This is a genomic window from Neorhizobium galegae (genome assembly GCF_017877135.1).
GTDB classification, from domain to species: Bacteria; Pseudomonadota; Alphaproteobacteria; order Rhizobiales; family Rhizobiaceae; genus Neorhizobium; species Neorhizobium galegae_A.
In genome coordinates, this window is sequence record NZ_JAGIPH010000001.1 from 1382389 (window position 1) to 1399165 (window position 16777).

Consider the following 16777-nt stretch of genomic DNA (forward strand, 5'->3'; position numbering starts at 1 on the left):
TCACCCTTTCACCGATGGGATACGGCAGTTCCTAGCAGATCGGACAAGGTGCCGTCCTGATCGATATCAATCGAGCCTTTGGAGCTGTCGTGCGACATCTGCCGGGCGGTTCGCACGGTCGGTCAGGACCGCGGGCGGGCGCGGGGAATGACCAGCCAGTGCAGATATTTCAGGATCAGCGGCGTGACGACGAAGATGATGCTGAACACCATCACCGGCGTGATCAGCAGCGTGCGATGCCAGGTGGCCCAGCCCTCGGTAAGGGGCACCAGCACGTAGAGCAGCGTGGTGATGACCGGATAGACGCAGAGCATCAGGACCAGTGCGAGCCGAAGGCGATGCGGTGCCTGCCGCGGCGCAAGAACAGGCCTCTGATCCGCCTGCGGCTGCAGATGCGGATGATCGTGATGGGCGTGGCTGTGGGGATGAGCGTGCGGATGGGGGTGGGAATGAGAGTGGGCAAGAGCCTGCGGCAGGCCGGCTGCCGGTTCTTCCGACCGCGCGGCGGGATGCGGAGACTGCGCCTTTACAGAGGTCTGTTGCGGAGCCATGGGGCCATCCAATAAAAACGATCCGTTTCGTATCTATTCAAACTTGTGTTTCCAGGCAAGAGATTTTCCGCGTTGGGGCATTTCATGCTACCAGACCACAGGACCGCAGCGGCCGCTCGACACGAGCCAAGTCGCGGCAAGGAAACAGCATGACGTCAGACATCCGCAGAACCTCCATCGGTGCGCAACGCAATCCGGAAAGCCGCGATGCGATCCTGAAGGCGGCAACCGACATCATTACGGAATCCGGGCTGGCCGGCTTCTCCATCGAGGCGGTGGCGCGGCGCGCGCGGGCCGGCAAGCCCACCATCTATCGCTGGTGGCCGTCGCGCGGCGCGCTGCTTCTGGCAATCTACGAGCTGCAGAAACCGGACCTCAAGATGCCCGACACCGGCGCGCTGGAGGAGGACATTTTTTTGTTCCTGAAGGGCCTGATCGGCCACTGGCGGGACACTCCGGCCGGCGCCATCTATCGCTCGATCCTGGCCGAAGCACAGTCTAACGATGCCTCGGCGCGCGTGGTCGGCGACTACACTGCGGGGCGCTATCACTGGATCGGCGAGGTTCTTTCGCGCAACAAAGCGCGTGGCACGCTGGCTGACGATGTCGATGCGGACATGGCCGGCGAGCAGATCGCAAGCTTTGCCATCGCGCGGCTGGTGATGCACCGGCTGGACATGTCCGATTCCGAGCTGCGGCTTGCCGCACGGCAGTTCACGCAAGGCCTGCGCAAGCGCTGATTGAACGGCATCCTGCAGACGGCCGGGATCGGCGCACTGCTCTCAGTAATGCGGTGGCCTGGTGATCGCCGGCGCATCCAGCGAGCTCTCTTCCAGCGTCAGGAAGCGCTCGGTCAGCCGGTCGAGTTTGGCGCGGGTCTGCTCCACCACTTTCCACTGCTCGACCAGTTGCTCGGACAGCTCGTCAATCGTTTTTGCCTGGTAAGCGACGATCTCCTCGAGCTTGACGATGCGCTCGTTCTGCGAGGGGACGGTTTCGGTCGGGATCGTATCGGACATGATGCCTCCTCTACTGCAGGTGCGCTGGATTGGAAAGCGTTCTTCCGGACGTCGAGAAGGGTTAGGCCTGTGTCTTAGCCTTATAGGGCATCAGCATGACAGCCGATGCGGTGACGGCACCGCTGAAGGTAAACGCCATCGGCACAGACAGCATGAACATCACCATGAAGGGTGTGTGCGAACGGGCAACGCGCGTGCCGAGCCCTCCAAGATCAAACCAGACAAGGCTGAAGGCAACGCCAAGGCCGATCAGAAAGCCGACGCAGGCATTGATGGCCAGAAACCGCATCATGCTCCAATGGTCCGCCTGCGCCTCCCGTGCGCTCAAAGGCTGATGGCTTTGCTCTCTGTTCATGCCCGCTCTCCCCACGGACTGGTGAATTTCAGCGGATCCTAACATGATTTGGCGCGCAGGGTTCCATTGTTTTTTGCTCCGGCCGGGGCGGGCAGGCGCCCACTGAACGGCAAAAATCCGGCGCAAGCTTGCCATCGCCTGGCCGAAGCATTAGCTGCTAGGCACGATCAATGCGAAGCACCATGGCGCAGAAAACCTTCCTTTCGACACTGAAGCTCACCGACTTCCGCAACTATGCGGCGGCCGCGCTGTCCTTCGATGATCGCCATGTGGTGCTGACTGGCGATAACGGCTCAGGCAAGACGAACCTTCTCGAAGCCGTTTCCTTCCTGTCCCCCGGCCGCGGCCTGCGCCGCGCGGTGCTTTCGGATGTGACGCGCGTCGGGGCGAGCGGCGGCTTTTCCGTCTTTGCCGATGTCGAAGGCCGAGAGGGCGAGGTGGCGATCGGCACCGGGATCGAGGGCGGTGAAGAGACCGTCAGCCGGCGCCTGCGATTGAACGGAACACCGGCACGCTCGGTGGAGGAACTCACCGATCATCTGAACGTCCTGTGGCTGACGCCCGCCATGGATGGCCTGTTTACCGGCGGCTCGTCGGATCGCCGTCGCTTTCTCGATCGCCTCGTCCTGTCGCTCGATCCCGCCCATGGCCGGCGCGCCGCCGACTATGAGCGCGCCATGCGCAGCCGCAACAGGCTTTTGTCGGAGGGGCGGTTCGATCCGACCTGGCTCACCGGCATCGAGCTGCAGATGGCCGAGCTCGGCATGGCGATGGCGGCCGCGCGCATCGAAATGCTCGACCTGTTGTCGGCCCTCATTGAGCGTGCCGCATCGCCCTTCCCGACGCCGCATCTTGCGCTATCCGGGTTTCTCGAAGACGGCGCTGGCCGGCCCTTTGCCGAGCTGGAAGAGGCGTTTCTGGAAACGCTGCGCGAGACCCGCGCCCGCGACGCCGCCGCCGGGCGCACGCTGACGGGGCCGCACCGCGCCGATCTTCTGGTGCGCCACCGCGAGAAGGATATGGATGCCGGCCGCTGCTCGACGGGCGAACAGAAGGCGCTGCTGGTCGGGCTTGTGCTTGCCCATGCGCGGCTGACGGCCGACATGACCGGTCACGCGCCGGTGCTGCTGCTCGACGAGATCGCAGCACACCTGGATGAGGGCCGCCGGGCCGCACTCTTCGATCTGGTCGATGATCTCGGCGGCCAATCCTTCATGACCGGCACCGACCGGGCCATGTTTTCAGCGCTCGGCGCGCGGGCGCAATTTCTGACCGTGGCGCAGGGGGCCGTTCATGGCTGATTCCACCCGGGCTTTCCCCGTGCTAGGCTCTTTCTCATGGATCACCTGACATCGGACGAAATCGAACGCTACAAGCGCCATATCCTGCTGCCGGAAGTGGGCGGGGAAGGCCAGAAGAAGCTGAAGGGGGCCCGCGTGCTCGTCATCGGCGCCGGTGGGCTGGGTGCCCCCGTGCTGCACTATCTGGCGGCCGCCGGCGTGGGCACGCTTGGCATCGTGGACGACGACCGGGTGTCGCTCTCCAACCTGCAAAGGCAGGTCATTCACGACAGCGGCACGCTTGGCGAATTGAAGACGCAAAGTGCGGCAGATGCCATCGCACGGCTTAACCCGCATGTGCGCACCCTCAGGTTCGAAGATCGCTTCGGGCCTGAATTTGCAGCCCAGCATCTGGCAAGGTTTCACCTGGTCATCGATGGATCGGACAATTTCGACACCCGCTATGCGGCAGCCGATGCGACGGACGCATTCAAGATACCGCTGGTGACGGGGGCCGTCGGCCGTTTCGATGGAACGGTGACGGTGCTGAAACCCTATGAGACCGATGCCGAGGGCCGACAGAATCCGCGTTACCGCGATCTTTTTCCGGAAGCTCCCCCGCAGGGCCTGGTGCCGGTCTGTGCGGAAACCGGGGTCATCGGCGCCCTCACCGGCGTCATCGGCACGCTGATGGCCATGGAAGCGATCAAGCTGATTGCCGGCATCGGCGAACCGCTCGTCGGCCGCCTGCTGATCTATGACGCGCTGGCCGCCACCTTCAACACGATCCGCTACAAGCGCCGCATGAAACCTGAAAGTCGATGATTACCATTGCCCCCATCCCTTCGGACTTTGCCGATTGGCAAGGTCTGCTCTCCCTCATCCTGCAGGCCTTTTCCTATATGGACGCGGTCATTGATCCGCCGTCCTCTGCCCATCGCCTGACGCCGGCGACGCTCGCTGAAAAGGCGCGCGACGAGACGGGCTTTCTTGCCCATGACGGCGACACGCTGGTCGGCTGCATGTTTCTGAAGCCGGAGACGGCCAGTCTTTATGTCGGCAAGCTTGCCATCTCTCCCGCCTGCCAGGGGCGCGGCATCGGCCGGCTGCTACTGCAAGCGGCGGAGGCAGAAGCGAAGCGCTTGAACCTGCCGGCTCTTCGGTTGGACACGCGCATCGAGCTCGTTGCCAATCATGCGACCTTCGCCGCCTGGGGCTTTGCGAAGACCGCGGAAAAATCCCATCCCGGCTATGACCGGCCGACCTTCATCGAAATGCGCAAGACGCTCTGACGGTCCGACCCTTGGCCCCGCGTTCAGCGGCTGAACACGACGCGGGTCTTTGCCACCGGAAACAGGTATTTCGTCACCCAGGCGGTGTTGATCACCCGTCCGTCCGGCTGCAGCACCATCGTGTCATGGAAACGCACGGTGTTGGGCTTTGCCGCCGTGCCAAGGTTGACGAGATAGGTGAACTTCGCAACCTTGCCTTCGATCACCACATCGGTCGAACCGATGACATCCTCACGGGTCCCGCTGTAGCGGCCCTCGCCGGTCTTGGTGAAGCGCCAGGTCTTGGTGTCCTTCTCGCCGTCGGAGAAGACGAAATCCTCGCGCAGCACCAGCGTCTTGCCGTTCCAGCGACCGTCGAGGTCCACCTTGAAATCGCGCCTGACGCCGTTGATGGCGCCAAAAGAGCCGGTGGCGGTCGTCCTGCCGGCGAAATACCGTTCAAACACCAGATCCGCGGCCTCGGCCGTCTGCGTCAGTGTCACCATCGAAAGCCCCATCGTGAGCGAGACCAAAGCCGTTTTCATGGCTGCCTCCTTTCATCTCTGCTGTGGCTTTACGGCGCGTGTTCCCGGCTGGATCGATGAGACGCCAAGAAAGATCGTCACGATGTTGCGAGATCGAAGGAGAGGTCAGGCATGCCTCCTCTCCCGGGGGGCTTCTATCCGACAGGATCGGCATCTCGAAGCAGGAAGGCGCGCCTCAGAGGCGGCTCGGCAGCACGCGGTTCGGGGGCCGATGTCCGTCGAAGAAGGTGCGGATGTTGATGATGACCTTATCGCCCATGTCGATGCGCCCTTCGATCGTCGCCGAGCCCATATGCGGCAAAAGCACCGCCTTGCCATGATGGGCAAGCTTCAGGAGCTTCGGGTTGACCAGCGGCTCGTTGGAAAACACGTCAAGGCCGGCGCCGGCAATCTTGCCCTCGCGCAGCAGCTGGACGAGAGCGGCTTCATCGATGATATCGCCGCGCGCGGTATTGACGATGATGCTCGACGGCTGCATCAGCGCCAGCCGCCGTGCCGACAACAGATGAAACGTCGCCGGCGTCGAGGGGCAGTTGACCGAGACGATATCGACACGCGCCAGCATCTGGTCGAGGCTGTCCCAGTAGGTCGCCTCCAGTTCCTCCTCGGTCGCCGGGTTCACCCGCTTGCGGTTGTGATAATGGATGGACAGGCCGAAGGCCTTGGCGCGGCGGGCAACGGCGGTGCCGATGCGCCCCATGCCGACGATGCCGATGCGCTTGCCGCCGATGCGCCGGCCGAGCATCCAGGTGGGCGACCAGCCGGCCCAGCTTGCGGGCGATTCGGTGAGCACCCGCGAGCCTTCGATCAGACGGCGCAAGACCGCAAAGATCAGCACCATGGTCATGTCGGCTGTGTCTTCGGTGAGCACGTTCGGCGTGTTGGTGACGGTAATGCCCTTCCTGGCCGCCGCATCCACATCGATATGATCGACGCCGTTGGAAAAGCTCGCGATCAGCTTCAGCTGCGGCCCGGCGGCCTCAATCAGCGCCGAATCGATTCGGTCCGTCACGGTCGGCACCAGGACTTCCGCCGTCTTCATTGCCTCCATGAGCTGCTCGGGCGTGCGCACGACATCATCGACGTTCAACTGCGCATCGAACAATTCGCGCATGCGTGTCTCGACCGCATCCGGCAGCTTGCGGGTAATATAAACCTTGGGCTTTTTCCTGGCGGTCATGGGTGTCCTACAGAAGCTCGTTCAGAAGTCGTTAACCAAGATAGGTGACATTCGGCGGATCAGGCGTTTTCTACCAGACCCATCGGCGAAGACAAACAAAACCTCAGCGAGGACCGGCTGCTGTTTGACCGATGGCTCGGGTTTGCAGCACCTGACGACCCGCAAAGAGAAGAAACATGAACCGCTCCATCCGTATCGCCAGCCTCGCAGCCCTGCTTCTCGTCGCCATATCCGGTATCGCCCCGGTGACGGCACCGGCCTTTGCCCAGGGCGCCTCGAAAGGGGCAAGCGGCCTGCCTCTGCCGCGCTTCGTCAGCCTGAAATCCCGCCGCGTCAATATCCGCATCGGTCCCAGCACCGATTATGCCGTCTCCTGGATGTACATGAAGGAGGGGCTGCCGATGGAAATCATCCAGGAATACGAAAACTGGCGCCGCGTGCGCGATGCCGACGGCACCGAAGGATGGGTCAACCAAGCGCTCTTGTCGGGCGAGCGCAGCGCCATTGCCGCCCCCTGGATGCGCAGCAAGGGCCAGGATGTCTTCGTCAACATGCGCCGCGATCCGCAAAGCTCCGCCCAGGTTCTGGCCAAGCTGGAGCCCGGCGTGATCATGCGCCTGAAACAGTGCAACGGCACCTGGTGCCAGGCCATTGCCGGCTCCGTGGAGGGCTGGGTCTCGCAGGCCGAGATATGGGGTGCCTATCCCGACGAAGCCTTCAAGTAGGCCTCAACCGGCTTAAATAAGGCCAGCCTCTTGCCCGGCTTCCTTCAGCGATACCATCGGGCGCGGCCCGAAATGCTGGATGACGATGCCGGCGGCAAGGCAACCCATCTTGCCACACACATCGAGTGGCCGGCCGGCCGTGTAGCCGGCCAGGAATCCGGCGGCAAACAGGTCGCCGGCACCTGTGGTATCCAGCACCTTGTCGATCTTCAACGCCTCAATCTTGAAACGCTCGGTGCCGCGCACGACGATGGCGCCCTCTTCGCTCAACGTGACGCAGGCAAGCTTGCTATCGCCTGCGATGTTTTGAAGCGCCGTTTCCAGATCATCCGTCTCGTAGAGCGACAGAACCTCCTGGCGGTTTGCAAACACGATATCGACCGTGCCGGAGCGCATCAGATCGAGAAACTCGTCGCGGTAGCGGCCGACGCAGAACGGATCGGACAGCGTCATCGACACTTCACGACCGTTTTCATGGGCGATGCGGGCGCATTCGCGGATGGCTTCCTTGGCGCGCGGCGGATCCCAGAGATAGCCTTCGAAATAGGTCACCTTCGACTGGGCCACCACCTCGGGCTCCACATGCTCCGGCCCCAGATCGACGCAGGCGCCGAGATAGGTGTTCATCGAACGCTCGCCATCGGGGGTCACAAAAATCATCGAGCGGGCGGTCGGCGGAAAGGTGCCATCCGGCTTCGTCTCGTAATGCACGCCCTGGGCGCGGATGTCGTGGGCAAAAATCTTGCCAAGCTCATCCTCGGCCACCTTGCCGAAATAGGCCGCACGCCCGCCAAAACTGGCGACGCCCGCTGCCGTATTGCCGGCGCTGCCGCCGGAGGCTTCGTGGGCGGGGCCCATCAGCGCATAGAGGTGTTCCGCGCGTTCCGCATCAATGAGGTTCATGGCAGCCTTGATAATGCCGTTCTCTTCGAGAAACCGGTCGTCGCAGCGTGAAATGATATCCACGATGGCATTGCCGATGGTCAGAACGTCGAACTTGCTCATGAAGCCTTCAATCTCCGCGGTTGGCGACAGCCTCCTCATATAGCTTTCAGAGTTGAAGAAAAGGAAAAAACCGCCGCAGCTTACGGCGAGAACCGTCATTCTCCCGTCACGAAAGGGCGCTATACGTCACATCATCGGATCGCTTCCAGGACCACGGATGAACTGGCAGGAGGCGATACCGGGACCCGGTTTCGGGTGACAAGCGGGCTCGATGCCCGCTTTCTTTTTTTGAGCTGGCGGCCGGGTTCGCGTTTGTCGGTCACGGCCGAATGGGCTAAACGGGGTATCTCCTCTTTGAAAGCCCTTCCCCCGTGTCAGCCGTCTTCGTCAATGTCGCGCCCGTCTTCCTGTTGATCCTCATCGGCTTTCTGGTGGCGCGCACCGGCCTGATGCGCGAAGAGACCGGGGATGCGCTGGCCGAATTCGTCTTCAAGATCGCGCTGCCGACCCTCATCTTTCGCACGCTGGCGGAAGCGCATTTCGAGGGCGCCTCGCCGTTTCGGCTGTGGATCGCCTATTTCGGCGGCGTGGCGGTGACCTGGACCGCGGGCCATCTGATTGCCAAGCATGTTTTCGGGCGCGACGACAAGATCGGCGTGATTGCCGGCATGTCGTCCGCCTTTGCCAACAACGTCTTCATCGGCCTGCCGCTGGTCGGCCGCTCGGTCGGCGATGACGGGTTGGTGGCCCTTTCCATTCTGCTTGCCATCCACCTGCCGCTGATGATGGTGGCTGGCACGATCCTGATGGAACATGCGAGCGCCAAAGTGGATGGTGGCGGGCGGCGCAGCCTGGTGACGGTTCTGAAACAGGTGGCCACCAATCTCTCGCGCAACCCGCTGGTGATTGCGCTGACGTTCGGCCTTGCCTTCAACATCTCCGGCCTTGGCGCGCTTCCGGTCGTGCTGAAGAGCGTGGTGGACCAGATCGCCGCCGTGACTGCCGCGTCCGCGCTTATTTCGCTCGGCATGACGCTGAAGAAATATCCGGTGCATGGCAATCTGTCGCTGGCAGCAGTGATGGCCGTGCTGAAACTGCTGCTGCTGCCGGCTGTCGTTTATGGTCTTGCCCATCTGCTCGGTCTGTCGAAACCCTGGACGGCGGCGATCGTGCTGACCTCTTCGGTGCCGACCGGCATCAATGCCTGGATCATCGCCACCCGCTTCCGCTCCGGCCAGAGCCTTGCCGCCTCGGTGATCAGCATCACCACCATCACCGGCATCGTCACCGTCAGCTTCTGGGCCTGGCTGCTGAGCTGACCTCGGACGCAAAAAGGCCCGGACGAACCGGGCCTTTTCGGACTTCATCGAAAAATCAGTTGGTCGCCGGTGCGGCAGCCGGATCCGGCAGCGGTGCCGGGCTATCGGACAGCGACCGCAGATAAGCGATCACGTTTGCCCGCTCCTGATCGTTCTTCAGGCCGGCAAAGCCCATGGCTGTGCCCTTGATATAGGCCTTCGGCGCCGTCAGGAAGTGGTTAAGATGCTCATAATCCCACTTCTCCGCGCCACCCTTGGAAAAGTCCTTGATGGCCGCGGAATAGCTAAAGGCTTCATGCGCTGCGATCGGCCGATTGACGACGCCCCACAGGCCGGGTCCGACCTTGTTGGGGCTGCTCGGTTCGGCCGAATGACAGCTCGCACATTTCTTGAACACGGTTGCCCCTGCCGTTGCATCGGCGCTGGCCAGCAGCTTGGCGATCGGCACGGCGGCCGGCGCGGCGGCACCGGCAGCGCCACCCTCTGCGGGCGCCTCTTCGGCCACGATGGCAAATCCCGGCTTTTCGGGTGCTTTCGCGTGGAAAAGACCTTCCGAGGCGATCGAGACCGACATCATCACAAAGACAGTGCCGAGCAGGGCCCCCGCGGCCATGTTCGTATAGGAATTCATCCGAGAAAAGCTCCTTCCCGCCCGCCGGCCCACCCGCCGGAATCACAGGCGTCCCACCTTGAAATCCGTTGAAAGCTATGTCTTTTGCAGGATCGGTGCAACCTGAATCACGTTGCAGCCCCTGAGACCTTTTGCCATCCCACCGGCAGTGCCAGAAGAGAAATCAATGCGCAATACGGCTTTTGACAAGACGCTCGTTCTTATTCCGGCGCGCATGGCCTCCACCCGCCTGCCGGGAAAGCCGCTCGCCGACATCAACGGTGCCCCGATGATCGTGCAGGTGGCGCGCCGCGCCCGTGAAGCCGACGTCGGCCGCGTCATGGTGGCCGTCGACGACCAGGACGTCTACAATGCCGTCAAGGCGGCGGGCTTCGACGTGGTGATGACGCGCGCCGACCACCAGTCCGGCTCCGACCGTATCCACGAGGCCCTGGTGGCCGCAGACCCCGACGGCAAGGTCGAATATGTCGTCAACATCCAGGGGGATCTTCCCACCATCGAGGCGGACGCCGTCCATGCCTCGCTGCGTCCGATGCAGGATCCGGCCGTCGATATCGCCACGCTGACCGTCGAGATCGACAACGAGGAAGACAAGGTTCTGCCGCATATCGTCAAGGTGGTCGGCTCGCCGATTGCCGCAAACCGCCTGCGCGCCCTCTATTTCACACGCGCCACCGCTCCTTATGGCGATGGCCCGCTCTACCACCATATCGGCCTTTACACCTATCGCCGCGCAGCGCTCGAACGCTTCGTCACGCTCGGTCCCTCCGTCCTGGAACAGCGCGAGAAGCTTGAGCAATTGCGGGCGCTCGAGGCCGGCATGCGCATCGACGTGGAGATCGTTGACTCCGTGCCGCTCGGCGTCGATACTCCCGCCGACCTTGCCAAGGCGCGTGCGATCCTCGCCAGCCGCCCCCTCTGACCGGACATCCCCTCATGGCTTCGACCACCAATCGCATCGCCTTCCAGGGCGATCACGGCGCCAACTCCGACATGGCCTGCCGGGACATGTTCCCGACCATGGAACCCCTGCCCTGCCCGACCTTCGAGGATGCGTTTACGGCGCTGGAAAGCGGCGAGGCGGATCTGGCGATGATCCCCATCGAAAATACGCTGGCCGGGCGTGTCGCCGACATCCACCACCTGCTGCCCGATTCGCGCCTGCACATCATCGGCGAATATTTCATGCCGATCCGCTTCCAGCTGATGGTGCTGCCGGGCGTTTCGCGCGAAGAGATCCGCACCGTCCACAGCCATATCCATGCGCTTGGCCAGTGCCGCAAGATCATCCGCTCGAACGGCTGGAAGGGCGTCGTCGCCGGCGATACGGCCGGTGCCGCACGGCTGGTGTCGGAGCGTGGGGATCGCTCGATGGCAGCCCTTGCGCCGCGTCTGGCCGCCGGCCTCTACGGGCTTGAAATCATGCAGGAAAACGTCGAGGATTCCGAGCATAACGTCACCCGTTTCGTGGTGCTGTCGCGCGACGAGCAATGGGCTCACCGAACGAGCGCCGACGACCTCATCGTCACCACCTTCGTCTTCAATGTGCGCAATATTCCAGCCGCCCTCTACAAGGCGATGGGCGGCTTTGCGACGAACGGCATCAACATGACGAAGCTCGAAAGCTACCAGATCGGCGGCAAGTTCGTGGCAACGCAGTTTTATGCCGATATCGAGGGACATCCGGAGGATGCGCCGGTGCGCCGCGCCTTGGAGGAATTGCGCTTCTTTTCCGAAAAGGTTCGCATTCTCGGCAGCTATCTCGGCCATCCCATGCGCCGGTCGCTGAACGGCTCGTAACGAGCCTGAAAAGGAGACCGCATGCTTTTGGGGATCTTGGCCGGCCTCCTCACAGGAGCGCTGTGGGGCCTGACCTTTGTGGCCGCGCGCCTCGTGCATCCCTTCTCCGTCTGGGACATCACGATCGGCCGCTACTTCGTCTTCGGCATCACCTGCCTCATCACCATGCTGCATCCGCGCTTTCGCCTGCAGGGTGTCGGCGTCAAGCGCGCGCTGATCGGCATGGCGCTCGGCGTCATTGGATATGTCGGCTATTTTCTGCTCGCCTCGCAGGCCGTCCTTCTGGCCGGTCCCGTCATTCCGCCGCTGATCATCGGCGTCACGCCGGTGGTGCTGCCGGCAATCGCCAACCTGATGGAGCGCACCATCGCCTGGCGCCGGCTTGCCGCACCTCTGGTGATGATTGCGGCCGGCATCCTGGTGGTCAATCTCGAACTGGTGGCTAAGCTCGACATTGCCGGACAGCACATGGTGCTGGCGGGTGCCGGCTGCGCGGTGGCGGCCCTTCTCGTCTGGGTGATCTACGGCATCGTCAATTCCCGCCTGATGCGGGCCGACAATCCTCCAAGCGCCATGGACTGGACCACCCTGCATGGGCTGGGCGCGCTGATCGGTTCGATCCTGCTTCTGCCCATGGCCTCCGACGCCTACCAGACCGTACCCTCCGAGGTGCTGACACGCTTCGTCCTCTGGTCCTTGGTACTGGGCATGGCCGCTTCCTGGCTCGCCACCTGGTGCTGGAGCTTTGCCTCGAACCGGTTGCCGCTGGCGCTGACGGCGCAGCTCATCGTGGCGGAAACCGTCTTCGGCCTGATCTTCGGCCTCACCATGGATCTGCGCCTGCCGACCCCATCGGAAGGGTTCGGCTGCCTGCTGCAGGTGATCGGCGTCTCGCTTGCCGTGCGCGAATTCACCCGGCGGAAAACGGCGTCCTGATCAGCGGCTCCACTCCACCCAGTCGCGCAGCAGGCGATGGGCAATGGCACCGCGCAACGGCGCCGACGGCCCCTCGCCCGCCGGATCGGCCGCCAGCATGGCAGTGACCTCGGCGCGCGAAAACCAGCGGCAATCCTCCAGCTCCTGGGCGTCGATGTGGATCTCCTCGCTCAGAGCCTCGGCGTAGCAGCCGATCATCAGCGAATGCGGCATCGGCCAAGGCTGTGACGCATGATAGCGCACGCGTCCGGTGATGATGCCCGATTCCTCGCGCGTTTCGCGGCGCACGGCATCCTCGATGGTTTCGGCCGGCTCGACGAAACCGGCAAGCGCCGAATACATGCCCGGCGTAAAATGCGGGCCGCGGCCGAGCAGCACGCGATCACGTTTCTCATCGACGGTCAGCATGATGACGACGGGATCGGTGCGCGGAAACATCATATGCGCGCAGGCCGGACAGATGCGCTTGTAGCCGGCAAGGCGGCTTTGCGTCCTCGTGCCGCATTTGCCGCAGAAGCGGTTGGCCTCGTTCCAGTGGAGAAGGCTGACGGCCTGCGCCACCTCGCCCAGCACCTCCTCCTCGACCAGGCCATCGCGCAGGGCCGAGCGGGGATCCGTCAGGCGGAACGACAGTGCAAGCGCGTCCGCAGGCTCAAGGACCGGAATGGCAAGGCGCGGCGACCCATCCTGGCGCTTTCCCAAAAGGATGGCGCCCGCCAGATCCGGCCGAAAAGCCTCAAGCTCCGCACGCTCAAACAGCGGATCAAGCCTGCCCCCGGTCTCCTTCAGCAGGAGCCGGTTGCCGGTAAAGGCAAGGATGGTCGCGCCGCCCACCGCCAGCGCCTGTTCAAGGCTGTCTTCCGTGCGGTGTTCGGCGTCGCGGTCCAGCCGGTTGCCGGTAAAGGCCGTCAGCCGGCTTGCTTCGCCATGCGGGGAATCGGTATCGAAGAGGGAAAGGGTCATGGGGCCAGATCTTGCAGGGTCAGAGGGCTTTTTCAAGCGCGAGGAGAAAGGCGCGCTTGTCTTCCTGCGCGTAGGCTACGGCAGAACCGTGGCCCCAGATCGGCCCTGGCCAGTTGGGATCCCCCTCGTTTCGCGCCACCACATGAACGTGTAGCTGCGACACGATATTGCCGAGCGCCCCGACATTGATCTTTTTCGCGCCGGTGACCCGCTTCAGTGCCTGCGCCACGAGGTTCGTCTCGAAGGTCAGCATGGCCTGGTCAAGCGGCGTCAGCTCGAAGATCTCGGTCATTTCCGGCCGCTGCGGCACCAGCATCAGCCAAGGCCAGCGGCTGTCGTTCAGGATGCGCAGCTGACAAAGGCCCAGAACCGTCACGAGATCGGAATCGCGCGCCAGCCGGGCATCCAGGTCGAAATGGCTCAAGGGTTTCCTCCTGCTTTTTTGTCTTGCTAGCAGTTTTTTGGAAGCTTGGCTTGCATTTGCGTACGTTATTGCCGATATGTCGCCTCGGGAGGTTGGTGGTGGACGAGCCACTCGCCAACCGGGTCAGGTCCGGAAGGAAGCAGCCCTAACGAGCCAGGCACGGGTCGCCGTGCCAGCCTCCCACCTCATTTCCTAGTTGGCCAGCGTCCGGTCGGTCCGCAATCCGGCAGAGGCCGGGGGCGGTCTTGAAGAAGGCTGGCGGAACCTCATGAGCGACATAGAGCCGCCGGTAAACGGGCCGACAGTTTCGGGAAACACCGCGACGGCCAGCAATGCCGGCTACCGGGTCCTGGCACGAAAATACCGCCCGAAGGATTTCTCCGACCTGATGGTCGGCCAGGAACCGATGGTGCGCACCCTCACCAACGCGTTCGAGACCGGCCGCATCGCGCAGGCCTACATGCTGACCGGCGTGCGCGGCGTCGGCAAGACGACGACCGCCCGCATTCTGGCGCGCGCGCTGAATTACAAGACGCCCGAGATCGACAAGCCGACCATCGACCTTCGCATCCCCGGCGAACATTGCCAGGCGATCATGGAAGGCCGCCATGTCGACGTGATCGAGATGGACGCTGCCTCCCATACCGGCATCGACGATATCAGAGAAATCATCGAGCAGGTGCGCTACCGCCCGGTATCGGCGCGCTACAAGGTCTATATCATCGACGAAGTGCACATGCTCTCGACGCAGGCCTTCAACGGCCTGTTGAAGACGCTCGAAGAGCCGCCGGAGCATGTGAAATTCATCTTCGCCACCACCGAAATCCGCAAGGTTCCGATCACCGTCCTGTCGCGCTGCCAGCGATTTGACCTGCGCCGCATCAGTGCGGCCGATCTGGTCGGCCTGTTCTCGACCATTCTCGACAAGGAAGCCGTGCCCTTCGAGCCGGAGGCGCTCTCCATGGTGGCGCGTGCCGCCGAGGGTTCGGCGCGCGACGGCCTGTCGCTCCTCGACCAGGCGATTGCCCATGGCGGCGGCAGCGTGCAGGTGGAAACCGTGCGCGGCATGCTGGGCCTTGCCGACCGCGCCCGCATCGTCGATCTCTTCGAGCATGTGGTGAAGGGCGATGTGACGGCGGCGCTGTCCGAATTTACCGCCCAGTATGAAGCCGGCGCGAGCCCCGTCGTGGTGCTGACGGATCTCGCCGACTTCACCCATCTCGTCACCCGCATCAAATATATTCCGGATGCCGCCGACGACCCGTCCTTGAGCGAAGTGGAGCGCCTGCGCGGCGCCGAATTTGCCGGCACGGTTGCCGTCAGCACGCTGTCGCGCATCTGGCAGATGCTGCTGAAGGGCATTCCGGAGGCTGAAAATTCGTCGCGTCCGGCCGGCGCTGCCGAAATGGTGCTGATCCGGCTCACCCATGCCGCGCACCTTCCCTCGCCGGAAGATGCCGCGCGCCGCATGGCCGATCTTCTCTCCAGCGGCGGCAGCGATCCGGCGGCCTCACCCTCGCCGGCCGGCAATGGCAATGGCGGCGCGCGCGCAATGGCGGCCCCGCAGATGACGGCAATGGCACGCGGTTCCGATGCGGGACAGGCTGCCCGCATGCCTTCAGGCGGCGCGACCGCCATGCTGGCCGCTGTCCCAGCCTCCTCCCCGCCGATGGCGATGGGGCAGACCGAGGCGCAGCCGGATGCCAGGCCCGCGCCGCAGCAGAAACAGCAGACGCAGCCGAAGGTGTCGATCACCTCGCTGTCGGACATTGCCGATCTCTGCACCAAGAATCGCGATCCGAAGCTGAAGGCGCTGTTGCGCGGCTTCGTGCGGCTGGTGAAGGTGGAACCCGGCCGGCTCGAAATCAACCTGCCGACCGATGCGCCGAAAAGCATTGTCGGCGACCTGCAGAAGCGCCTCGAAGAATGGACCGACATCCGCTGGATGGTGATCCTCAGCCGCGAAGCCGGGTCGCAGACGCTGTCCGAGCAGGAAACGGAGGCCCGCGAGGCGCGCCTCACCGATGCGCGATCCGATCCGGATGTCGCCGCCATCCTGTCGCAGTTTCCCGGCGCCCGCATCACCGACGTGCGCATCCGGGTGGCGGAGATAACGGACGATGCCGACGAGGCGCCGCCACCGGCAACCATCGAAAGTGCCGAGGGCGATATCCTGCCCGGCGACGACATGGAATTCTAACGACAAGCATAAAGGAGCGACCCGATGCGCGACATCATGGGCATGATGGGCAAGGTCAAGGAAATGCAGGCCAAGATGGAAAAGGTGCAGGAGGAGATCGCTGCCCTTGAAATCGAAGGCAAGGCCGGTGGCGGCCTCGTCACTGTCGTCCTCAACGGCAAGGGCGAGATGCGCGGCCTGAAGATCGACCCCTCCCTCTTCAAGGAAGACGAGGTGGAAATCCTCGAAGACCTGATCGTTGCCGCCCACAAGGACGCCAAGGACAAGGGCGAAGCCCAGGCGCAGGAAAAGATGGCAGCCTTGACCGCCGGCCTGCCGCTGCCGCCCGGCATGAAGCTGCCGTTCTAACTAAGGCGCAAGGCCGCAGCGGGAACGCTGGGAAACAAGCTTTTGCGGTCTAAGACAGTGCATGAGGGCAAACGAGTCGCCACAATGTCCCTTCTCCCCGTCAAAACCAGGGCTGTCTCATATGAGACAAGTCCCCTCCCAAACCCTCCCCACAAGGGGGAGGGCTTAATCCAGTCGCACCGTCTGATGCGGGAACAGGGCGCTTGTCACGTCGCTTCTCCCCCCTTGTGGGGGAGATGCCCGGCAGGGCAGAGAGGGTCTTATTTCAAATGCGATAGCCCTACC

Annotated in this window: 20 protein-coding genes and 1 other RNA gene; 12 read left to right on the plus strand and 9 right to left on the minus strand. The window is 63.3% G+C overall.

What is annotated here, in order from left to right; genetic code table 11:
• Positions 1-122: 122 nt before the first annotated feature.
• Positions 123-551 carry a hypothetical protein gene (locus J2858_RS24090; RefSeq protein WP_245365556.1) on the minus strand — a complete coding sequence of 143 codons (429 nt, stop codon included), beginning with the start codon at positions 549-551 and terminating at the stop codon, positions 123-125.
• 149 nt (positions 552-700) lie between these two features.
• On the opposite strand from J2858_RS24090, the gene J2858_RS06810 reads away from it, so the two are divergent.
• On the plus strand, positions 701-1291 hold the full coding sequence (locus J2858_RS06810; protein WP_210103938.1) for a TetR/AcrR family transcriptional regulator: 591 nt from the start codon (positions 701-703) through the stop codon (positions 1289-1291).
• 42 nt (positions 1292-1333) lie between these two features.
• On the opposite strand, the gene J2858_RS06815 is transcribed toward J2858_RS06810, so the two are convergent.
• Positions 1334-1570: a SlyX family protein gene (locus J2858_RS06815; RefSeq protein WP_210103939.1), complete on the minus strand. Its 237-nt coding sequence runs from the start codon at positions 1568-1570 to the stop codon at positions 1334-1336.
• A 61-nt stretch (positions 1571-1631) separates the two neighbouring features.
• Positions 1632-1925, minus strand: a complete 294-nt coding sequence (locus tag J2858_RS06820; protein WP_210103940.1) for a hypothetical protein — start codon at positions 1923-1925, stop codon at positions 1632-1634.
• 182 nt (positions 1926-2107) lie between these two features.
• Between J2858_RS06820 and recF the strand changes: the two genes are divergently transcribed.
• From recF to J2858_RS06835, 3 genes are read left to right on the plus strand one after another with little or no spacing between them, the layout of a single operon-like run.
• Positions 2108-3226 (plus strand): DNA replication/repair protein RecF, encoded by a 1119-nt coding sequence (gene recF, locus J2858_RS06825; protein WP_210103941.1) that lies wholly within the window; start codon positions 2108-2110, stop codon positions 3224-3226.
• A gap of 36 nt (positions 3227-3262) precedes the next feature.
• Positions 3263-4030: a molybdopterin-synthase adenylyltransferase MoeB gene (locus J2858_RS06830; RefSeq protein WP_210103942.1), complete on the plus strand. Its 768-nt coding sequence runs from the start codon at positions 3263-3265 to the stop codon at positions 4028-4030.
• Positions 4027-4497: a GNAT family N-acetyltransferase gene (locus J2858_RS06835; protein ID WP_210103943.1), complete on the plus strand. Its 471-nt coding sequence runs from the start codon at positions 4027-4029 to the stop codon at positions 4495-4497. Before J2858_RS06830 ends, J2858_RS06835 begins: the two co-directional genes overlap by 4 nt.
• Positions 4498-4520: 23 nt before the next feature.
• Here the strand turns inward: J2858_RS06835 and J2858_RS06840 are convergent, their stop codons facing one another.
• The gene (locus J2858_RS06840) at positions 4521-5021 is read right to left on the minus strand and encodes a DUF3833 family protein (RefSeq protein ID WP_210103944.1); all 501 of its coding nucleotides are present in this window, start codon (positions 5019-5021) and stop codon (positions 4521-4523) included.
• A gap of 175 nt (positions 5022-5196) precedes the next feature.
• The gene (locus J2858_RS06845; RefSeq protein ID WP_210103945.1) at positions 5197-6201 is read right to left on the minus strand and encodes a 2-hydroxyacid dehydrogenase; all 1005 of its coding nucleotides are present in this window, start codon (positions 6199-6201) and stop codon (positions 5197-5199) included.
• 176 nt (positions 6202-6377) lie between these two features.
• Between J2858_RS06845 and J2858_RS06850 the strand changes: the two genes are divergently transcribed.
• Positions 6378-6926, plus strand: a complete 549-nt coding sequence (locus tag J2858_RS06850; RefSeq protein ID WP_245365557.1) for an SH3 domain-containing protein — start codon at positions 6378-6380, stop codon at positions 6924-6926.
• A 12-nt stretch (positions 6927-6938) separates the two neighbouring features.
• On the opposite strand, the gene J2858_RS06855 is transcribed toward J2858_RS06850, so the two are convergent.
• Positions 6939-7931, minus strand: a complete 993-nt coding sequence (locus J2858_RS06855; protein ID WP_210103946.1) for an adenosine kinase — start codon at positions 7929-7931, stop codon at positions 6939-6941.
• Positions 7932-8242: 311 nt separating this feature from the next.
• On the opposite strand from J2858_RS06855, the gene J2858_RS06860 reads away from it, so the two are divergent.
• Positions 8243-9190 carry an AEC family transporter gene (locus J2858_RS06860; RefSeq protein ID WP_210103947.1) on the plus strand — a complete coding sequence of 316 codons (948 nt, stop codon included), beginning with the start codon at positions 8243-8245 and terminating at the stop codon, positions 9188-9190.
• A gap of 55 nt (positions 9191-9245) precedes the next feature.
• On the opposite strand, the gene J2858_RS06865 is transcribed toward J2858_RS06860, so the two are convergent.
• Positions 9246-9821 (minus strand): c-type cytochrome, encoded by a 576-nt coding sequence (locus J2858_RS06865; protein WP_210103948.1) that lies wholly within the window; start codon positions 9819-9821, stop codon positions 9246-9248.
• Positions 9822-9987: 166 nt separating this feature from the next.
• Between J2858_RS06865 and J2858_RS06870 the strand changes: the two genes are divergently transcribed.
• Genes J2858_RS06870 through J2858_RS06880 form a run of 3 tightly spaced genes read left to right on the plus strand, consistent with a single transcriptional unit; the run spans position 9988 to position 12557 of the window.
• Positions 9988-10743 (plus strand): 3-deoxy-manno-octulosonate cytidylyltransferase, encoded by a 756-nt coding sequence (locus J2858_RS06870; RefSeq protein WP_210103949.1) that lies wholly within the window; start codon positions 9988-9990, stop codon positions 10741-10743.
• Between the two features lie 14 nt (positions 10744-10757).
• Entirely contained in the window at positions 10758-11621 is an 864-nt protein-coding gene (locus J2858_RS06875; RefSeq protein WP_210103950.1) for a prephenate dehydratase, read from the plus strand.
• Between the two features lie 21 nt (positions 11622-11642).
• On the plus strand, positions 11643-12557 hold the full coding sequence (locus J2858_RS06880; RefSeq protein WP_210103951.1) for a DMT family transporter: 915 nt from the start codon (positions 11643-11645) through the stop codon (positions 12555-12557).
• Here the strand turns inward: J2858_RS06880 and nudC are convergent, their stop codons facing one another.
• Together nudC and J2858_RS06890 are read right to left on the minus strand one after the other, a co-directional pair.
• Positions 12558-13520, minus strand: coding sequence for an NAD(+) diphosphatase (gene nudC / locus J2858_RS06885; RefSeq protein ID WP_210103952.1), 963 nt, complete (start codon positions 13518-13520; stop codon positions 12558-12560).
• A 19-nt stretch (positions 13521-13539) separates the two neighbouring features.
• Positions 13540-13944 carry an HIT family protein gene (locus J2858_RS06890; protein ID WP_210103953.1) on the minus strand — a complete coding sequence of 135 codons (405 nt, stop codon included), beginning with the start codon at positions 13942-13944 and terminating at the stop codon, positions 13540-13542.
• Positions 13945-14031: 87 nt separating this feature from the next.
• On the opposite strand from J2858_RS06890, the gene ffs reads away from it, so the two are divergent.
• The 3 genes from ffs to J2858_RS06905 all read left to right on the plus strand — a co-directional run bounded on the left by ffs (position 14032) and on the right by J2858_RS06905 (position 16492).
• Positions 14032-14128, plus strand: an RNA gene (gene ffs, locus J2858_RS06895) — signal recognition particle sRNA small type.
• A gap of 84 nt (positions 14129-14212) precedes the next feature.
• Positions 14213-16144 carry a DNA polymerase III subunit gamma/tau gene (locus J2858_RS06900; RefSeq protein WP_210103954.1) on the plus strand — a complete coding sequence of 644 codons (1932 nt, stop codon included), beginning with the start codon at positions 14213-14215 and terminating at the stop codon, positions 16142-16144.
• A gap of 24 nt (positions 16145-16168) precedes the next feature.
• Positions 16169-16492, plus strand: a complete 324-nt coding sequence (locus J2858_RS06905; RefSeq protein ID WP_210103955.1) for a YbaB/EbfC family nucleoid-associated protein — start codon at positions 16169-16171, stop codon at positions 16490-16492.
• Positions 16493-16777 lie beyond the last annotated feature (285 nt).

Coding starts and splice junctions, on each gene's coding strand:
- J2858_RS24090 (WP_245365556.1), bottom strand. CDS start 551: ATGGCTCCGCAACAGACCTCTGTAAAGGCGCAGTCTCCGCATCCCGCC.
- J2858_RS06810 (WP_210103938.1), top strand. CDS start 701: ATGACGTCAGACATCCGCAGAACCTCCATCGGTGCGCAACGCAATCCG.
- J2858_RS06815 (WP_210103939.1), bottom strand. CDS start 1,570: ATGTCCGATACGATCCCGACCGAAACCGTCCCCTCGCAGAACGAGCGC.
- J2858_RS06820 (WP_210103940.1), bottom strand. CDS start 1,925: ATGAACAGAGAGCAAAGCCATCAGCCTTTGAGCGCACGGGAGGCGCAG.
- recF (WP_210103941.1), top strand. CDS start 2,108: ATGGCGCAGAAAACCTTCCTTTCGACACTGAAGCTCACCGACTTCCGC.
- J2858_RS06830 (WP_210103942.1), top strand. CDS start 3,263: ATGGATCACCTGACATCGGACGAAATCGAACGCTACAAGCGCCATATC.
- J2858_RS06835 (WP_210103943.1), top strand. CDS start 4,027: ATGATTACCATTGCCCCCATCCCTTCGGACTTTGCCGATTGGCAAGGT.
- J2858_RS06840 (WP_210103944.1), bottom strand. CDS start 5,021: ATGAAAACGGCTTTGGTCTCGCTCACGATGGGGCTTTCGATGGTGACA.
- J2858_RS06845 (WP_210103945.1), bottom strand. CDS start 6,201: ATGACCGCCAGGAAAAAGCCCAAGGTTTATATTACCCGCAAGCTGCCG.
- J2858_RS06850 (WP_245365557.1), top strand. CDS start 6,378: ATGAACCGCTCCATCCGTATCGCCAGCCTCGCAGCCCTGCTTCTCGTC.
- J2858_RS06855 (WP_210103946.1), bottom strand. CDS start 7,931: ATGAGCAAGTTCGACGTTCTGACCATCGGCAATGCCATCGTGGATATC.
- J2858_RS06865 (WP_210103948.1), bottom strand. CDS start 9,821: ATGAATTCCTATACGAACATGGCCGCGGGGGCCCTGCTCGGCACTGTC.
- J2858_RS06870 (WP_210103949.1), top strand. CDS start 9,988: ATGCGCAATACGGCTTTTGACAAGACGCTCGTTCTTATTCCGGCGCGC.
- J2858_RS06875 (WP_210103950.1), top strand. CDS start 10,758: ATGGCTTCGACCACCAATCGCATCGCCTTCCAGGGCGATCACGGCGCC.
- J2858_RS06880 (WP_210103951.1), top strand. CDS start 11,643: ATGCTTTTGGGGATCTTGGCCGGCCTCCTCACAGGAGCGCTGTGGGGC.
- nudC (WP_210103952.1), bottom strand. CDS start 13,520: ATGACCCTTTCCCTCTTCGATACCGATTCCCCGCATGGCGAAGCAAGC.
- J2858_RS06900 (WP_210103954.1), top strand. CDS start 14,213: ATGAGCGACATAGAGCCGCCGGTAAACGGGCCGACAGTTTCGGGAAAC.
- J2858_RS06905 (WP_210103955.1), top strand. CDS start 16,169: ATGCGCGACATCATGGGCATGATGGGCAAGGTCAAGGAAATGCAGGCC.